General features: G+C 63.5%; 9 protein-coding genes. 1 reads left to right on the forward strand and 8 read right to left on the reverse strand.

Annotation, left to right across the window (positions count from 1 at the left end):
* The first annotated feature begins 412 nt into the window (after positions 1-412).
* Positions 413-1,909 (forward strand): GH1 family beta-glucosidase, encoded by a 1,497-nt coding sequence (locus tag ACIP9X_RS07155; RefSeq protein WP_400479018.1) that lies wholly within the window; start codon positions 413-415, stop codon positions 1,907-1,909.
* A 28-nt stretch (positions 1,910-1,937) separates the two neighbouring features.
* Here ACIP9X_RS07155 and ACIP9X_RS07160 read toward each other — a convergent pair whose 3' ends face one another.
* From ACIP9X_RS07160 to rpoB, 8 genes are all read right to left on the reverse strand, one after another.
* On the reverse strand, positions 1,938-2,063 hold the full coding sequence (locus ACIP9X_RS07160) for a hypothetical protein (protein WP_400479019.1): 126 nt from the start codon (positions 2,061-2,063) through the stop codon (positions 1,938-1,940).
* 79 nt (positions 2,064-2,142) lie between these two features.
* A complete protein-coding gene (locus ACIP9X_RS07165) occupies positions 2,143-6,051 on the reverse strand; it encodes a hypothetical protein (protein ID WP_400479020.1) in 3,909 nt (1,302 codons plus the stop codon).
* Positions 6,052-6,447: 396 nt separating this feature from the next.
* On the reverse strand, positions 6,448-7,638 hold the full coding sequence (gene tuf / locus ACIP9X_RS07170; protein WP_400479021.1) for an elongation factor Tu: 1,191 nt from the start codon (positions 7,636-7,638) through the stop codon (positions 6,448-6,450).
* Positions 7,639-7,883: 245 nt separating this feature from the next.
* Entirely contained in the window at positions 7,884-9,998 is a 2,115-nt protein-coding gene (fusA, locus tag ACIP9X_RS07175; protein ID WP_400479022.1) for an elongation factor G, read from the reverse strand.
* A 69-nt stretch (positions 9,999-10,067) separates the two neighbouring features.
* Positions 10,068-10,538 carry a 30S ribosomal protein S7 gene (gene rpsG / locus ACIP9X_RS07180; RefSeq protein WP_003803829.1) on the reverse strand — a complete coding sequence of 157 codons (471 nt, stop codon included), beginning with the start codon at positions 10,536-10,538 and terminating at the stop codon, positions 10,068-10,070.
* Position 10,539: 1 nt separating this feature from the next.
* On the reverse strand, positions 10,540-10,914 hold the full coding sequence (gene rpsL, locus ACIP9X_RS07185; protein WP_018773658.1) for a 30S ribosomal protein S12: 375 nt from the start codon (positions 10,912-10,914) through the stop codon (positions 10,540-10,542).
* 398 nt (positions 10,915-11,312) lie between these two features.
* Complete coding sequence (locus ACIP9X_RS07190; RefSeq protein WP_400479023.1) at positions 11,313-15,212, reverse strand: DNA-directed RNA polymerase subunit beta'; 3,900 nt, start codon at positions 15,210-15,212, stop codon at positions 11,313-11,315.
* A gap of 102 nt (positions 15,213-15,314) precedes the next feature.
* On the reverse strand, positions 15,315-18,830 hold the full coding sequence (gene rpoB / locus ACIP9X_RS07195) for a DNA-directed RNA polymerase subunit beta (protein WP_400479024.1): 3,516 nt from the start codon (positions 18,828-18,830) through the stop codon (positions 15,315-15,317).
* Between the last annotated feature and the right edge of the window lie 238 nt (positions 18,831-19,068).

Consider the following 19,068-nt stretch of genomic DNA (forward strand, 5'->3'; position numbering starts at 1 on the left):
TTGGGGCCGCCCTGTTCACTTTCCTGTTGTATGTGGCTGCCGAAGCATTTGAAGTCGTAACTACCACCCGCCGCACAAGCTGAATCCGGATGAATCCGGGTTCCTCAACCTGCCGACGTAACCGACCCCCGCGGTCGGGCGTGTCGCACTTTTCACAACATGCGAGCCCGCAGTTCCATGGGGAGTGGGTTATGTTTGGACTTCGACTTGGACCCTGTCACCCGGCATTATCCGGATCGGGACGCGAAGAAGCGCTTGAACAACTCATCTAGTATGCCGGAATTTGTCCGTGGATGCGAATCAGCCCTTGTGGTCCTTCCCTGACACTCCTGCCGGGCGGCGCTCAACCTCCCCGGCTCAACCTCCCTGTCCGCTCATTGCCCCAGCCGATCACCGAATGGATGATAGAACCATGGCCGGGCAGAACGCTGACGCCGTACGAGGCTCTTCTCCGCAGGACACTGGGCAGGACACTGGGCAGGACCCTGGGCAGGAGACTGTGCAGGACCTTGCCGGACGCCTCCGGCCGGGCTTCACGCTGGGCGTCGCTGCAGCCGCGTTCCAGATCGAGGGCTCCCTCACTTCGGGCGGCCGCGGACCTTCGGGCTGGGACGCGTTCGCCGAGAAACCGGGCAACATCGTAAACGGCCACTCCCCTGCGGTAGCCTGCGACCACTATAACCGGGCTTCTGAGGACATCGCCCTGATGCGGGACCTCGGCATCGATTCCTACCGGTTCTCGCTCTCCTGGCCGCGAATCCAGCCTGACGGCCGCGGGGCAATCAATACCCAGGGCCTGGACTTCTACGACAGACTCGTCGACCAGCTGCTGGCCGCCGGCATCTCCCCCATGGCGACCCTCTACCACTGGGACACCCCGCTCCCCCTTGAACGCAGCGGCGGCTGGATGAACCGCGCCACGGCGCAGCATTTCGCGGAGTACGCCGCAGCAGCGGGCAAACGGCTGGGCGACCGGGTGGCACAGTGGGTCACGCTCAACGAGCCGGTCTCCGTGACGCTCAACGGCTACGCGCTCGGAGTGCACGCGCCAGGGCGGGACCTGCTGTTCAAGGCCCTACCGTCAGTGCACCACCAGCTGCTGGCGCACGGGCTTGCCGTCCAGGCCCTGCGGGCGGCCGGTGTCACCGGCGGCATCGGCGTCACCAACCTGCATTCCCCTGTGCGCCCGGCATCACGGACATTTGTGGACCGCCTGCTGGCCAAGGTGTTTGACCTGGTGCTCAACCGCGTTTACGCCGACCCGATTCTGCTGGGCCGGTATCCCAAGCCGCCCGCCGCCGCCCGGCCCTGGTTCAGATATCTCGCCAAGGCGTCCGACGACGACCTCCGCCTCATCAGCCAGCCGCTGGATTTCTACGGGGTGAACTACTACTACCCGGTGAAGGTGGCAGCCGGCCAGGGGCCGGCCACCAGTCCCGCGGGCACCGCCGAGACCATGACGCGGGTGCCGTTCCACCTGGCAGCCTTCCCGGAGTACGACACCACAGGCTTCGGCTGGCCCGTTGCCCCCGAACACCTGGGAATCCTGCTCCGTGAGCTGAAGGACAGGTACGGGCCTGCCCTGCCGCCGCTCTACATCACCGAGAACGGCGCCAGCTTCCCGGAACCGGAACATGTCACCGGCCCTCTGGCAGATGCCCGGCGCATCGACTATCTGGCGCACCACCTGCACCAGGCCATGGTGTCTACCTCGCCCGGCGGGATCGCGCACGACGTGGAACTGCTCGGGTACTACGTCTGGACGCTGCTGGACAACTTTGAATGGGCGGCCGGTTATTCGCAGCGCTTCGGGCTGGTCCACGTGGACTTCGACACGCTCCAACGCACGCCCAAGAAGTCCTTTTACTGGCTGCAGGCCCTGAGCCGTGCACGGACGGCACGGGCCTGAGTCATCCGGCGGTTCGTCCTTGCCTGGACTATCTGTTCTTGTTGGACCGGTTGATGCGCTTCGCGCGGTCAATCTCGTGGCGGAAGTACTTCCTGGCGCGGACAAGACCGAACACGACGGCAGCGGCCACAACCAGGAAAATCAGGAATTCCATGACACGCCTCCTCTCTTTGCAGCAACGATAGCAGGGGGCCCGGCCTGCCGACCGCGGCCCGCTTATTCAGGCACCGCCCTTATTCGGGGCCCGCCGGCTTGCTTTGGCTGAGTTTCCAGAGCGCGAGCGCAATGAGTGCGCCGGCGATCATGGCGAGCAGCACGTACGTGTAGTGGCGCACCGCCCAGAGGATGCACAGTGCCACCCCGGCAGCTCCCCACCAGACAAACATCCGTTCACTGAATGTCAGTCCTGCGACCAGCAGCACCGCGAAGAGTGCCAGCACCCAGAACTGCTGGACGCCGTCTCCGCTGAAGATCACCAGCAGGCCGCTCACCGAGAGCAGCCCGGCCGCAACAGCGAGGTACACCTTGCCGGCGTCGCGCTGGCTTGCGCCATATCTGAGTACCCCCAGCATGGCGGCGAGGACCACGTACCATTGCACGGTCCAGAAGGGGTCAGGGCCTGCGGCGTAGTACCAGGTGTCATCCGCCATCCCCGGGAAGCCGGGCTCCGGCTCTGCCGGAAAAAGGGCTGCCCGCTGGACGGCGGCGGTAACGGCCAGCGCACCAAGTTCCGCTGCCCGCCGTCGTACCGCTGCCGGAACTTCCAGCCAGACCACGACGGCGGTAAGGGTCACCAGAGCTGCGCCTACCCACGACGTTGCGCTGTGGAGCAGCCCTCCAAACCCGGCGGCGGCCAGGCCCAGCACCGCGGCCCCAACCAGGGAGCGGTACCGGTCGTCGCCGCGGCCCGCTGGATGCGGGGCCGTCCGCCGAAGCATGCGGCCACGGATCCTTGCGGCGGCATAGAGCGCTGCGGCAGCAGTCCCGCCGCCTGCCAGCCACGGGAGGTACGGGCCCCACGGCCCCGCCGCCTCCCCGATGATGCCCTCCACCGTCCCAATGCCCCCGGCGAGCGCGGCCAGGGCAGCAGGCCGGTAGAACCAGGGCATGCGTTCCACATGCGAGGCTGCGAAGCATGCCACCGAAAGGGCGAGCACGGCAGCACCGGTGATCCAGTCCCACGTGGATGGGGCCAGCCCGGCTGATGCGGTTCCAAAGGAACCCGCCGCCGTCAGCCATAACCAGTGGTCCACGCCGTCGGTGTTTCTGTGCCGGAATAGTATTCCAGCGGCGGTGGCCGCCAGGGACATTCCAAGCAGCGCCAGTGCCATTCCTGCATGGCTCAGTACCGGCGCAGCTAGGAAACCGGACGGGGAAGAACCCGGAAATGACATCAGGGGCCCCAGAGCTACAGCTCCGAACAGCGCCGCGTAGACGGCCAGGTAGACGGCACCCCGGGCTGCGAACAAACGGCCGGCCACAATGGCCGATAGCAGCAACAGAAGCAGACACAGCAGCAGCACCCACCGCCCGCCGTCATCCGAACGGAGTTCCGCCCGGAAGGGCTGGGCCAGGTAGGCGAGTGGGAGAACCGCCTGGCCGGCGAGTGTGATCCAGACGGCCGCCTGCTGGAATGGCACTTCCAGCAGGCGGTGGCGCATGAGCCAGCGGATCACGTGCTGTGCCACGAACACGATCGCGAAGGTGACAGCGACGGCCGCTGGCGAGGCTGAAACGTCATAGCAGAGCACCAGGGCCAGGGCCGCAGTGAGTACGCGGCCGGCGGCAAAATAGATGCCCTTTAGAATGCGCGCTTCGACTGCCACCACCATTGCTGTGCTGAAGACTGCGAAGATGGCCAGGACGGTTTCGACGTGCGGAAGCGTTCCACCGCGCAGCATCAGCAGCACGGTTAAGGCAGCCGGGGCAAAGGCAGCGGATATCTGCTGCCGGCGCAGCAGATATCCGGCCCCCGCAGCTCCGCCGGCCAGGAGCACCGTCGTGAGCATGGCCTGCCACGGAGCCGGTGAGGAAGCGAACACCTGCATAGACGCCTCCGTGATGGCCATCGATACCGCCTGCGCGGCAAGGAGCACGCCGGCATCCGCCGTGTCGAGTCCCCGCGCCCTGCCCCTGAACGCCGCCCACAGGGGAACAGTGAGCTGAAGGGACAGCGCGGCAGCGAACACCGTCGACGGGGTGAGTGTCTCGCCGCCCATCAGCACGGGCCCGGCGTCGCGCTGCAACTGGTGGAACAGTGTCAGTACAAGCACTGTTCCTGCGGCTCGGCAGAGCCACCAGTAGCACCGCTGCAGCATTGGCGTGCCATGGATGGCTGCCCCGGGCGTTGCCGCACCTGGCGTCCCGGGAGAAGATGCTCTCCTGGCGCGGAGCGCCGTGACAGCGAGGTATCCGGCGACGAGCATCAGCGCTGCGTTTCCCATCTGAAGCGAAACGGCGTCGCAGGCCAAAGGCACGGCAGGGAGTGCTACTCCGAGCGGTACCCCCTCCGCAACGATGGGGCGCCATGTCCCGTTCTTTCCATAGACGGGAAACAGCATGAGACCGACGGCCAGTGCTGCCAGGAGCTGCACCCCAATGGCGATGGCCCCGTAGTGTTCGGCCGGCGGAAGGAAGGCCGGCTGGGGCATGACGCTGATGTGGTCCACGAGCGTAAGGAGAGTCATGGTTCCCACACCTGACGCGGTGAACAGGGCCAGGCTCAGATGTGGGGCCACGGAGCGCTTCTGTCCGCGGATCAGCACAGCGGTGACGAGTTGTTGAAGCACGAGGGCAAGGCACAGTGCCAGGACTGCTGCCGGAAAGCGGGAGTCATCATCAGCGACAATCGCCGCCATCAGGATCGGCGCCGCAACTGTGAGTGCAAGGCGGCCGCCGAGGACAAAATGAAGCCGCAGCGGTTCACCGGCGGACAGGGAGCGCCCCAGCCAGAAGACCGCACCGGCGACGAGCAGTATGGTCAGCGTCCAGGCACCCAGCGCGTCCGCCAGCAGGATGGCCAGGCCAAGGGCGGCGACAGGAGCCCACTCGGCGGCAGCCCTGTGCCTGACGGCGAGCACCATGCCTGCCAGCAGAGCGAGCACGGTGAGGCCTGCCAACGGCAGGTTGACGTCAGCCCCGGAAAGCCCCGGCAGGAAGTCCAGCTGCTGCACCACTGCGAAGGCAGCGGTCAACAGCAGCTGCAGCGCGAAGGTGAGCGCCGCGTCGACGTTCCACCGGCTGTGGCGCAGGACGCTGGCAAATACGGGCGGAAGCTGTCCCGCTCCCGGGACCGTAAGGAAAACCTGGAGAGCCAGGAGCACGGCCGCAGCGGCCAGGCCGGCACTCCCCCGGCCGGTTTGGTCCCAGACAGCCACAGCAGCAGCAACTGTCAGGCTGGCCCGGGCGGCCAAAAACTGCGCACTTCTGAATGGCACCCGTGGTGCCACGGAGGTCACTGCAAAATAGATTCCGCAGATGGCAATGACCCGTGCGTATTCCCCGCGCTCCAGCAGCTGCGGGACCACCGTGGCGGCCACCGCTACTGCCGGAACCATGTACGGATGCAGCTGCGCGAGGGGCCTGAGGTACAGCGGCGGCAGCCAGCGCGGCTTTGCCACGGCCAGAAGGGTGAAGAGCACCGCCACCCCGATAAGGGCCGTAAAGTACCACATGAGCGCCCCGCCAAGGACGGAAACCCCCGACCATGCCGTCGAGGCGACGAACGTCAGCGACAGGTACACGAGCACCCTGCTTTCCAGCCGGACGGCCGCCAGGACGTAAGCAGCTGTACCGGCAACCGACGTCAGCAGCCACGCGAGCGGAGCGTGGTGGAGAACCAGGGTATGCAGCGCCAGACCTGTCACAGGAACCAGGGCCAGTCCCGTGCCGGAGAATGCAACGGCTGCGGGCTTCAGCCGCGGGGCACGTGCGTGCAGCAAAAGGCCTGCCGCGTAAAACAGGGCAGTGACGGCACATACGCCCGCAAACCGCAGCGGCACCGGAAGGCCGGCGCCAATGAACAGTGCGCCGGCCGCGACCAGAAGCAGGCTGGCGACGTAGAGCGTGACATTGATGTTCTGCTGCTCGCGCCGCTCACGTGCTTTCTCCCGCTCGGCTTGCAGCTGGGCGTTCGTCTTCACCGGGACGGAGGGACGCGACGCTGGCGCAGTCCGGGGTGGCGCAGGCCGTGCCGGCGCAGGAGTCCGTATCGTCGGCGGTTCAGCAGGCTTTGATGCCGGCTGTGGAGGAACTGCCGCTCCGGGCGCTGACGCGCCAGTGGACACGGCAGCTGCAGCCAAAGCATCCTGCCATCCCTGGTAATGCCCTGCCCGGTAGCCGTCCTTGTATGCCTCGCCCATGGAGCTCCACATTTTTGCAGCCTTCCGTCCGCTGCCGGACACAAAAGTGACGGCAACAGTTAATCCAACGAATGGATTAATGGTAGCAAAAAACAGCCCCGCTGCAATAGCAGCGGGGCTGTTCTTAGGTTCTTCGGACCGTCAGCCGGCCCTCAGATCCGTGAATCAGTCAAGTAGTTACTTGATGATGTTGGTGACACGTCCCGAACCAACGGTGCGGCCGCCTTCACGGATAGCGAAGCCGAGGCCCTCTTCCATAGCGATCGGCTGGATGAGCGCAACGGTCATCTCAGTGTTGTCGCCGGGCATGACCATTTCGGTGCCTTCCGGCAGCGTGATAACGCCGGTCACGTCCGTGGTACGGAAGTAGAACTGCGGGCGGTAGTTCGAGTAGAACGGGTTGTGACGCCCGCCTTCGTCCTTGGACAGGATGTAGACGTTAGCCTCGAAGTCGGTGTGCGGGGTGATGGAACCCGGCTTGACGACAACCTGGCCACGCTCGACGTCGTCGCGCTTCAGACCGCGGAGCAGGAGGCCACAGTTCTCGCCGGCCCATGCTTCGTCGAGCTGCTTGTGGAACATCTCGATACCGGTAACGGTGGTCTTCTGGACCGGGCGGATACCGACGATCTCGACCTCAGAGTTGATGGCGAGGGTACCGCGCTCGGCGCGGCCCGTCACAACGGTGCCACGGCCGGTGATGGTGAAGACGTCCTCGATGGGCATGAGGAACGGCTTGTCACGGTCACGTACGGGGTCCGGAACGGACTCGTCGACAGCAGCCATCAGGTCCTCAACGGACTTGACCCACTCCGGGTCGCCTTCCAGAGCCTTGAGGCCGGAAACGCGAACGACGGGAGCTTCGTCACCGTCGAAGCCCTGCGAGCTCAGGAGCTCACGAACTTCCATTTCGACGAGGTCGAGGAGTTCCTCGTCATCAACCATGTCAGCCTTGTTCAGCGCGACCAGCAGGTAGGGAACACCAACCTGGCGGGCGAGCAGAACGTGCTCGCGGGTCTGGGCCATCGGACCGTCAGTGGCGGCAACCACGAGGATTGCACCGTCCATCTGAGCAGCACCGGTGATCATGTTCTTGATGTAGTCAGCGTGACCGGGAGCGTCTACGTGTGCGTAGTGGCGCTTTTCGGTCTGGTACTCAACGTGGGAGATGTTGATGGTAATGCCGCGCTGACGCTCTTCCGGAGCAGAGTCGATCGACGCGAAGTCACGCTTCTCGTTGAGAGTCGGGTACTTGTCGTACAGCACCTTGGAAATGGCGGCCGTCAACGTCGTCTTACCGTGGTCAACGTGACCAATGGTACCGATGTTAACGTGCGGCTTAGTCCGCTCGAACTTTGCCTTTGCCACAGGTTCCTCCTAGAACGTTTTTCAAATGACTTACCTTCGACCGCGCTTGTCGCGGCAGAAACTCCAGTAAGTCTACTTGGGGGGCTTTGGATTGATGAAATTGCAGATTCAGGAACTAATACTAGTGCCTAGAGCCTGTTCGCACAGACGGCCGGTTCCGGCCTGAACCAGGGCCGGCCGTCTGCGCCAGGTGGGCTGCCGTTGCCGGAAACACACCCGAGTTGCTCGCGTGAGCAGTCCGGAGACTATTCGCCGCGGGTCTTCTGGATGATCTCGTCGGCAACTGCCTTCGGGACCTCGGCGTAGCTGTTGAACGTCATGGAGTAAACAGCGCGGCCCTGGGTCTTGGAGCGCAGGTCACCGATGTAGCCGAACATGCCGGACAGCGGGACGTGTGCACGGACGACCTTGACGCCCTGTGCGTCCTCCATGGACTGCATCTGGCCACGGCGGGAGTTGAGGTCACCGATAACTTCACCCATGTATTCCTCAGGGGTGCGGACCTCGACATCCATCAGCGGTTCGAGCAGAACAGGGTTCGCCTTGCGTGCAGCTTCCTTGAAAGCCATACGGCCGGCGATCTTGAACGCCATTTCCGAGGAGTCAACATCGTGGTACGCGCCATCAATCAGCGTGGCCTTGATGCCGACGACCGGGTAACCAGCCAGGACGCCGTCGTTCAGCGCATCCTGGATACCAGCGTCCACCGACGGGATGTATTCGCGCGGAACACGGCCACCAGTGACCTTGTTCTCGAACTCGTACAGCTCGCCTTCAGCGGTGTCCAGCGGCTCGATCGCAATCTGGATCTTTGCGAACTGGCCGGAACCACCGGTCTGCTTCTTGTGCGTGTAGTCGTGACGCTCTACAGCACGCTTGATGGTTTCGCGGTAAGCAACCTGCGGCTTGCCAACGTTGGCCTCAACCTTGAACTCGCGGCGCATGCGGTCCACGAGGATGTCCAGGTGGAGCTCGCCCATGCCGGCGATGATGGTCTGGCCGGTGTCTTCGTTGAGGGAGACCTGGAAGGTCGGGTCCTCAGCGGAGAGCTTCTGGATGGCCGTGGAGAGCTTCTCCTGGTCACCCTTGGTGTTCGGCTCGATGGCAACCGAGATCACGGGCTCCGGGAAGCTCATGGACTCGAGGACGATCTGGTTGCTGGCATCGCACAGGGTGTCGCCCGTGGTGGTGTCCTTCAGACCGATGGCTGCGTAGATGTGGCCGGCGGTAGCGCCCTCAACGGGCATTTCCTTGTTGGCGTGCATCTGGAACAGCTTGCCGATGCGCTCTTTCTTGCCCTTGGTGGAGTTGACCACCTGGGCGCCTGCTTCCACGTGACCGGAGTACACGCGGACGAAGGTCAGCTGACCGAAGAACGGGTGCGCAGCAATCTTGAACGCCAGAGCCGAGAACGGCTCTTCCGCAGAAGGCTTACGGGTCAGTTCCTTCTCTTCGTCGCGCGGATCGTGACCGATCATGGGCGGGACGTCGAGCGGGTTCGGCAGGTAGTCCACGACGGCGTCGAGCATCGGCTGGACGCCGCGGTTCTTGAATGCAGAACCACAGAAGACCGGGTAGATCTCGGAGTTGATCGTCATCTTGCGGATGCCGGCCTTGAGCTCGTCGATGCTGATTTCTTCACCTTCGAGGTACTTGTCCATGAGTTCCTCAGAGGACTCAGCAACAGCCTCAACGAGGTTGGCCCGGTATTCCTCAGCCTTGGCCTGGAGGTCTGCCGGGATTTCGCGGATCTCGTACTTGGCGCCCATGGTGACATCACCCTTGGCATCGCCGGGCCACACCAGTGCGCGCATGTAGAGCAGGTCGACGACGCCGATGAAGTCGTTCTCGGCACCGATCGGCAGCTGCATGACCAGCGGCTTGGCACCGAGGCGGCTGATGATGGTGTCTACGGTGAAGTAGAAGTCAGCACCGAGCTTGTCCATCTTGTTGACGAAGCAGATACGCGGAACGTTGTACTTGTCAGCCTGGCGCCAAACGGTCTCGGACTGCGGTTCAACGCCTTCCTTGCCATCGAAGACGGCAACTGCACCGTCGAGGACGCGCAGGGAGCGCTCAACCTCAACCGTGAAGTCCACGTGGCCCGGGGTGTCGATGATGTTGATCTGGTTGTTTTCCCAGAAGCAGGTCACGGCGGCAGACGTGATGGTGATGCCGCGTTCCTTTTCCTGTTCCATCCAGTCGGTGGTCGACGCGCCGTCGTGCGTTTCGCCGATCTTGTGGTTCACACCTGTGTAGAACAGAATGCGCTCGGTGGTGGTGGTCTTGCCGGCATCAATGTGGGCCATGATGCCGATGTTGCGGACCTTACTAAGGTCTGTAAGCACGTCCTGTGCCACGGTGTCTCCCTTTCGGATGGACTACGCGTTCGCCGCCGGCTCGTCTGAGCCGGCGGCGTACGGGAAGTTTTACCAGCGGTAGTGGGCGAAGGCCTTGTTGGACTCGGCCATCTTGTGGGTGTCTTCGCGACGCTTCACAGCGGCACCGAGACCGTTGGAGGCATCCAGGATTTCGTTCTGGAGGCGCTCGGTCATCGTCTTTTCACGGCGGGCCTTGGAGTAGCCGACCAGCCAACGCAGGGCGAGGGCGGTGGAGCGGCCCGGCTTGACCTCAACCGGAACCTGGTAGGTTGCGCCACCGACACGGCGGGAGCGGACCTCGAGGGAAGGCTTGACGTTGTCCATTGCCTTCTTGAGGGCAGCAACGGGGTCGCCGCCGGACTTGGCGCGTGCACCCTCGAGGGCGCCGTAAACGATGCGCTCGGCGGTGGACTTCTTGCCGTCAACCAGCACCTTGTTGATCAGCTGAGTGACCAGCGGGGAGCCGTAGACGGGATCTGATACGAGCGGCCGCTTCGGGGCCGGACCCTTGCGAGGCATATTACTTCTTCTCCATCTTTGCGCCGTAGCGGCTGCGGGCCTGCTTACGGTTCTTAACACCCTGGGTATCGAGGGCGCCGCGGACGATCTTGTAGCGGACACCGGGGAGGTCCTTCACACGACCACCACGAACGAGCACAATCGAGTGCTCCTGGAGGTTGTGGCCTACACCGGGGATGTAGGCGGTAACTTCAATGCCACCGTTGAGGCGCACACGTGCAACCTTACGCAGAGCCGAGTTCGGCTTCTTCGGGGTGGTGGTGTAGACGCGGGTGCAGACACCGCGGCGCATCGGGCTGCCGTTAAGCGCGGGAGCCTTGGTCTTTTTGACCTTCGGCGTGCGGCCCTTGCGGACCAGCTGGTTAATCGTAGGCACTTTCGTGTTCTCCGTTTTATCCGGAGCGGCCTCTGACAGCCGCTCTCCTGTTTCTTCGCCCCGCCGCCCGAGCTTTGAAGGAGTCTCCAGAGCAGCTGAGGCGAAGCCTTGATAGTCGGATCGCACACGGAGGATACTGTGGCTTTCGGCCCCAAATGTCCCTAGGCATGCGAAAATGTGGCATACGTTGCACAAGAACCCTGCAAACCGGAAACGTCGCTCTGGTCCGGCCTTTCGGCTGAACCGGCGCACTCATCCACTGCCACAATAACAATTGGTCCCAAGTTTAGCATGGACGGCTCCCAGCCCTTAATCGGCAAGGAGTTCGCCGGTTAAACGGGGATGGTCCCCCACCTCTCGGTGCGGGACCATCCCTGTCAGGCTGCGACTGGCCGGGGTTACCGGAAGTCGTTGCCCAGGTCGTAGTCATCCAGCGGGATGGCGTGGAACTCAGGAGCTCCGTCGCCGCCCAGGGAATCGTAGGAGAAGTCGCTGAACGCGCTCGGGCCGGTGAACAGGTTGGCCTTTGCTTCTTCAGTCGGCTCCACCGTGATCTCGGTGTAGCGCGGGAGGCCCGTGCCGGCCGGGATCAGCTTACCGATGATGACGTTCTCCTTGAGACCCAGGAGCGGGTCGCTCTTGCCTTCCATGGCCGCCTGCGTCAGGACGCGGGTGGTCTCCTGGAAGGAAGCTGCGGACAGCCAGGACTCGGTGGCCAGGGACGCCTTGGTGATACCCATGAGCTCGGGACGTCCGGAAGCCGGAGTCTTGCCCTCGGATACAACACGGCGGTTGGCGTCCTCGAAGCGGCTGCGCTCGGCCAGCTCACCGGGGAGCAGGTCGGAGTCGCCGGATTCGATGACCGTAACGCGGCGCAGCATCTGGCGGACGATGACTTCCACGTGCTTGTCGTGGATGCCAATGCCCTGGCTGCGGTACACGCCCTGCACTTCGTCCACGAGGAACTTCTGTGCGGCACGCGGGCCCATGATGCGCAGGACCTGCTTCGGGTCGACCGGACCGTTGATGAGCTTCTGGCCCACCGTGACGTGCTGGCCGTCCTCGATCAGGAGGCGCGACCGGCGCAGGACCGGGTAGGCGATCTCTTCGGAACCGTCGTCCGGAGTGATCACCAGGCGCATCTGGCGCTCGGACTCTTCGATGGTGATGCGGCCGGCTGCTTCCGCAATCGGCGCCACACCCTTCGGAGTACGGGCTTCGAAGAGCTCCTGGATACGGGGCAGACCCTGGGTGATGTCGTCGCCACCGCTGGCGGAAACAGCACCACCGGTGTGGAACGTACGCATGGTCAGCTGGGTGCCGGGCTCACCGATGGACTGTGCGGCGATGATGCCGACAGCTTCACCGATGTCCACGGTCTTGCCGGTGGCCAGCGAACGGCCGTAGCACAGGGCGCAGGTGCCGACGCTGGACTCACAGGTGAGCACAGAGCGGACCTTGACCTCGGTGATGCCGGCTGCGAACAGCTCAGCGATCACGACGTCACCGCAGTCGGTACCGGCCGGAGCCAGGACGTTGCCCTTGGAGTCAACGACGTCCACGGCCAGCGTGCGGGCGTAGGCGCTGTTCTCGACGTTCTCGTCCAACATCAGTTCACCGTTGGAATCGACGACGGCGATCGGCGTCACCAGGCCGCGCTCGGTACCGCAGTCCTCTTCGCGGACGATGACGTCCTGCGAAACGTCCACGAGACGACGGGTCAGGTAACCCGAGTTGGCGGTACGCAGAGCGGTGTCGGCCAGACCCTTACGGGCGCCGTGCGTGGCGATGAAGTATTCCAGCACCGACAGGCCCTCGCGGTAGGAGGACTTGATCGGACGCGGGATGATCTCACCCTTCGGGTTGGCCACCAGGCCACGGATACCCGCGATCTGACGGACCTGCATCCAGTTACCACGTGCACCGGAGGACACCATGCGGTTGATGGTGTTCATCGGCGACAGGCTGTCGCGCATGGCCTGCGCGATCTCGTTGGTTGCCTTGTTCCAGATCTCGATCAGTTCCTGGCGACGCTCGTCGTCGTCGATCAGGCCCTTGTCGTACTGGCCCTGGATCTTCGCGGCGCGCTCTTCGTAACCGGCAAGGATCTCCGGCTTGGCAGCGGGCACCTCGATGTCCGAGATGGCAACCGTGACGCCCGAGCGGGTGGCCCAGTAGAAACCGGCGTCCTTCAGGTTGTCCAGCGTTGCCGCGGTGACAACCTTCGGGTAGCGCTCGGCCAGGTCGTTGACGATGCGGGACAGTTCGCCCTTGTCGGCAACAGCCTCAACCCACGGGTAGTCCTCAGGCAGGGTCTCGTTGAAGAGAACCTGGCCCAGGGAGGTGTCCACCAGTGCGGGCTGACCCTGCTCCCAGCCTTCGGGAGCTTCCCAGCCGGCGTACGGCACGAAGCCTTCGAGACGGATCTTGACCTGGGAGTTCAGGTGCAGCTCGTGTGCGTCGAACGCCATGATGGCCTCGGACACCGAACCGAAGACGCGGCCTTCACCTGCTGAACCAACACGCTTGGTGGTCAGGTGGTACAGGCCGATGATCATGTCCTGCGAGGGCAGGGTCACGGGACGGCCGTCGGACGGCTTCAGGATGTTGTTCGAGGAGAGCATCAGAATGCGCGCCTCAGCCTGGGCTTCGGGGCTCAGCGGCAGGTGGACTGCCATCTGGTCACCGTCGAAGTCGGCGTTGAAGGCGCCACAAACCAGCGGGTGAAGCTGGATGGCCTTGCCTTCAACAAGCTGCGGCTCGAACGCCTGGATGCCGAGGCGGTGCAGGGTAGGTGCACGGTTCAGCAGCACTGGGTGTTCGGTGATGATCTCTTCGAGCACGTCCCACACCTGCGGGCGGTAACGCTCAACCATGCGCTTGGCCGACTTGATGTTCTGGGCGTGGTTGAGGTCAACCAGGCGCTTCATCACGAACGGCTTGAAGAGCTCCAGGGCCATCTGCTTGGGCAGACCGCACTGGTGCAGCTTCAGCTGCGGGCCGACGACGATGACCGAACGGCCGGAGTAGTCGACGCGCTTGCCGAGCAGGTTCTGGCGGAAACGGCCCTGCTTGCCCTTGAGCATGTCGCTCAGGGACTTCAGCGGACGGTTGCCCGGTCCGGTGACCGGGCGGCCGCGGCGGCCGTTGTCGAAGAGGCTGTCAACAGCTTCCTGAAGCATGCGCTTCTCGTTGTTGACGATGATCTCCGGAGCACCCAGGTCAAGCAGACGCTTGAGTCGGTTGTTGCGGTTGATCACGCGGCGATACAGGTCGTTGAGGTCGGAGGTCGCGAAGCGGCCGCCGTCGAGCTGGACCATCGGGCGCAGTTCCGGCGGGATCACCGGGACGGCGTCGAGCACCATGCCGAGCGGGCTGTTGTTGGTGGTCAGGAATGCGTTGACCACCTTCAGGCGCTTCAGGGCGCGGGTCTTGCGCTGGCCCTTGCCGTTGGCGATGATGTCGCGCAGGTTGTCGGACTCGGCCTGCATGTCGAAGTTCTCAAGACGCTTCTTGATGGCTTCGGCACCCATGGAGCCTTCGAAGTAAATGCCGTAGCGGTCGCGCAGCTCGCGGTACAGGCCTTCGTCACCTTCGAGGTCGGCGACCTTCAGGTTCTTGAAGCGGTCCCAGACCTGCTCGAGGCGCTCGATGTCGGCGTCGGCACGCTTGCGGACGTTCGCCATCTGGCGGTCGGCGGAGTCGCGGGCCTTCTTCTTGTCGGCAGCCTTGGCGCCTTCACCTTCGAGACGGGCAAGCTCGTTCTCGAGGTCGCGGGCGATCGTGGCGATGTCGGAGTCGCGGTTGTCGATCAGCTGCTTCTTCTCGATGTCGTGCTCAACCTGAAGGTTGGGCAGTTCCGCGTGGCGGCTTTCCTCATCGACGCTGGTGATCATGTAGGCGGCGAAGTAGATGACCTTTTCGAGGTCCTTCGGAGCCAGGTCAAGGAGGTAGCCCAAACGGGAGGGCACACCCTTGAAGTACCAGATGTGGGTTACGGGAGCAGCCAGTTCGATGTGGCCCATGCGCTCACGGCGGACCTTGGCGCGGGTGACCTCAACGCCACAGCGCTCACAGATGATGCCCTTGAAGCGCACGCGCTTGTACTTACCGCAGTAGCATTCCCAGTCACGGGACGGGCCGAAGATCTTCTCGCAGAAGAGGCCGTCCTTCTCGGGCTTGAGCGTGCGGTAGTTGATGGTTTCCGGCTTCTTAACCTCGCCGTACGACCAGCCGCGGATGTCTTCCGCGGTGGCGAGGCCGATCTGCATGAGGCCGAAGGAGGATTCGCTGGACATATGGTCCCTGTTCTCTCTTGTTCTCTAAATTCTGAAGTCTTGGTTGCGGGAGGAGGAAGGAGGAGGACGACGGCGGGCGGTCACCCGCCGTCGTCGGACTCCTTAAACCTCTTCTACGGAACTGGGCTCTGCACGAGACAGATCGATGCCCAGTTCTTCCGCAGCCGTGAAGACTGCGTCATCAGAGTCACGCATTTCAATTGTGGTTCCGTCCGTGGAAAGCACTTCCACGTTCAGGCACAGCGACTGCATTTCCTTGATCAAGACCTTGAAGGACTCAGGAACGCCCGGCTCGGGGATGTTCTCGCCCTTGACGATCGCTTCGTAGACCTTCACACGACCGTGGATGTCGTCAGACTTGATCGTGAGGAGTTCCTGGAGCGTGTAGGCGGCGCCGTAAGCTTCGAGCGCCCACACTTCCATTTCACCGAAGCGCTGGCCGCCGAACTGAGCCTTACCACCCAGCGGCTGCTGCGTGATCATGGAGTACGGGCCGGTGGAGCGCGCGTGGATCTTGTCGTCCACCAGGTGGTGGAGCTTCAGGATGTACATGTAGCCGACCGAGATCGGATCCGGGAACGGCTCGCCGGAGCGGCCGTCAAACAGGCGGGTCTTGCCCGAGGAGTCGATCAGGCGGTCGCCGTCACGCGTCGGGTTGGTGGAGTCCAGCAGGCCCGTGATTTCCTCTTCGCGGGCACCGTCGAAGACCGGCGTTGCAACAGTGGTCTGGCCACTTTCGCGCGGCAGGTTCGGCAGCTGCTTGGCCCACTCGGGGTCGCCTTCGATCTTCCAGCCGGTTTTAGCGACCCAGCCGAGGTGCGTCTCGAGAACCTGGCCGACGTTCATACGGCCCGGGACACCCAGCGGGTTCAGGACGATGTCGACCGGGGTTCCGTCAGCAAGGAAGGGCATGTCCTCGACCGGAAGGATCTTGGAGATAACACCCTTGTTGCCGTGGCGGCCTGCGAGCTTGTCGCCGTCGGTGATCTTGCGCTTGGCAGCCACGTAGACGCGGACCAGCTGGTTGACGCCCGGGGGCAGCTCGTCGTCGTTGTCGCGGTCGAAGACGCGCACGCCGATGACGGTACCGGACTCGCCGTGCGGAACCTTCAGGGAGGTGTCGCGCACTTCGCGGGACTTCTCACCGAAGATGGCGCGAAGCAGGCGCTCTTCCGGGGTCAGTTCGGTTTCACCCTTGGGGGTGACCTTTCCGACCAGGATGTCGCCGGCTTCAACCTCGGCACCGATGTGGATGATGCCGCGCTCGTCCAGGCCTGCCAGGACTTCCTCGGACACGTTGGGGATGTCACGGGTGATTTCCTCGGCACCAAGCTTGGTGTCGCGGGCATCGATCTCGTGCTCCTCGATGTGGATGGAGGAAAGGACGTCCTCAGCGACGATGCGCTGGGACAGGATGATGGCATCCTCGAAGTTGTGGCCTTCCCATGACATGAATGCCACGAGGAGGTTCTTACCGAGGGCGAGCTCACCCTGGTCCGTTGCCGGGCCGTCGGCGATGATGCCGCCGACTTCCAGGCGCTGGCCATCGTTCACCAGAACGCGGTGGTTGTAGCAGTTGCCCTGGTTGGAGCGGGCGAACTTGTTGATGCGGTAGTTGGTCTCCGTGCCGTCGTCATTAAGCATGACAACGAGCTCAGCGGAGACCTCGGTGACCACACCGGCCTTCTTCGCGATGACAACGTCACCGGCGTCAACGGCAGCGGCGCGCTCCATGCCGGTACCCACGAACGGGGCCTCGGAACGGACCAGCGGCACAGCCTGGCGCTGCATGTTCGCACCCATGAGTGCGCGGTTGGCGTCGTCGTGCTCGAGGAACGGGATCAGGGCGGTTGCCACGGACACCATCTGGCGCGGGGAAACGTCCATGAACTGCACGTCCTCGGCGGGAACGAGCACGGGCTCGCCTCCACCACCGCGTGCACGGACCAGGACGGTCTCTTCAGCGAAGCGCTTGTTCTCGTCGAGCGGAGCGTTGGCCTGTGCGATCAGGACCTCCGCCTCGTCGTCGGCCGTCAGGTACTGGACGTCATCGGAAACGACGCCGTCCTTGACGAGACGGTATGGCGTCTCGATGAAACCAAACGGGTTGATGCGGCCGTAGGATGCCAGCGAACCGATCAGACCGATGTTCGGGCCTTCAGGGGTTTCGATGGGGCACATACGTCCGTAGTGGGACGGGTGGACGTCTCGGACTTCCATGCCTGCGCGGTCACGGGACAGGCCGCCGGGGCCCAGCGCCGAAAGACGGCGCTTGTGGGTCAGGCCCGAGAGCGGGTTGTTCTGGTCCATGAACTGGGACAGCTGGGAAGTTCCGAAGAACTCCTTGATGGCTGCCACGACGGGACGGATGTTGATCAGGGTCTGCGGCGTGATGGCCTCGACGTCCTGCGTGGTCATGCGTTCGCGGACGACGCGCTCCATGCGGGACAGGCCGGTGCGGACCTGGTTCTCGATCAGTTCGCCGACGGCGCGGATGCGGCGGTTGCCGAAGTGGTCGATGTCATCGATCTCGACGCGCAGCTCGTGGTCTTCGCCGTCGCGCTTGCCCATGAGGGTCTTCTCGCCGGCGTGCAGCGCGACGAGGAACTTGATCATGGCGACGATGTCTTCAACGTGCAGGACCGACGCTTCCTTGTCGCCAAGGGAGCGGTCGATGCCAAGCTTGCGGTTGATCTTGTAGCGGCCAACCTTGGCCAGATCGTAGCGCTTGGAGTTGAAGTACAGGTTGTCCAGCAGGGACTGGGCAGCCTCAACGGTGGGCGGCTCGCCCGGACGCAGCTTGCGGTAGATGTCCAGGAGGGCGTCTTCGCGGGTTTCGGTGGCGTCCTTCTCCAGCGTTGCACGCATGGAGTCGTACTGGCCGAACTCCTCGAGGATCTGGCCTTCGGTCCAGCCGAGGGCCTTCAGCAGTACCGTGACGGACTGCTTGCGCTTGCGGTCGAGGCGAACGCCGACCTGGTCGCGCTTGTCGATTTCGAGCTCGAACCAGGCACCGCGGGACGGAATGATCTTTGCGGTGAAGATGTCCTTGTCGCTGGTCTTGTCAGCGGCGCGCTCGAAGTAAGCGCCCGGGGAACGGACCAGCTGGGAAACGACGACACGCTCGGTGCCGTTGACGACGAAGGTGCCCTTCTCGGTCATCAGCGGGAAGTCACCCATGAACACGGTCTGCTGCTTGATTTCGCCCGTGTTGTTGTTCATGAATTCGGCCTTGACGTACAGGGGTGCCGAGTATGTAGCGTCCCGGTCCTTGCATTCGGCCATGGTGTACTTCGGGTCAGCGAACTCCGGATCGGAGAAGCTCAGGGACATGGTGCCCTGGAAATCCTCAATCGGGGAGATCTCTTCGAAGATGTCGGAAAGACCGGAGGTGGTGGCGACGCTGAGGTCGCCTTCTTCGACGGCTTTCGCTACGCGAGCCTGCCAGCGTTCATTTCCGACCAGCCAGTCGAAGCTGTCCGTCTGCAGTGCGAGCAGATTCGGAACGTCAAGAGGTTCGTGAATTTTTGCGAATGAGAGCCGGCGAGTGGCACCGTCGGTGCTTTCGGCATTGATAGCGGTAGCGTTGTTTTCATTAGAGGTGCTCGAGGCGACCAAGAGGGATCCTTCCACAGACCTTCAGGCGTTTTCAGATCTCCCCCGCTTTTCACCCTGCGAAGTGACTTCGCAGTGCTACCATCCGGTTCCGCTATATGACCCGGGACCTGGTCTGCCCATGCTGGTGACGTTGTACACGGCACATTGATGGAGCAGCTGCAGGAGAAGCCCACCGCTATATGAAGGCTGAAGGTAAACAGGGAAGACGCAAATATCTACGATACGGCAAAACCCCCTG

Origin of the sequence: Arthrobacter sp. NPDC093125 (genome assembly GCF_044754225.1) — a bacterium.
GTDB lineage: Bacteria > Actinomycetota > Actinomycetes > Actinomycetales > Micrococcaceae > Arthrobacter.

Excerpts from the sequence above, each read along its gene's own strand:
- ACIP9X_RS07160 (WP_400479019.1), bottom strand. The coding sequence starts at position 2,063 with ATGGAATTCCTGATTTTCCTGGTTGTGGCCGCTGCCGTCGTGTTCGGT.
- ACIP9X_RS07190 (WP_400479023.1), bottom strand. The coding sequence starts at position 15,212 with ATGTCCAGCGAATCCTCCTTCGGCCTCATGCAGATCGGCCTCGCCACC.
- ACIP9X_RS07155 (WP_400479018.1), top strand. The coding sequence starts at position 413 with ATGGCCGGGCAGAACGCTGACGCCGTACGAGGCTCTTCTCCGCAGGAC.
- rpsG (WP_003803829.1), bottom strand. The coding sequence starts at position 10,538 with ATGCCTCGCAAGGGTCCGGCCCCGAAGCGGCCGCTCGTATCAGATCCC.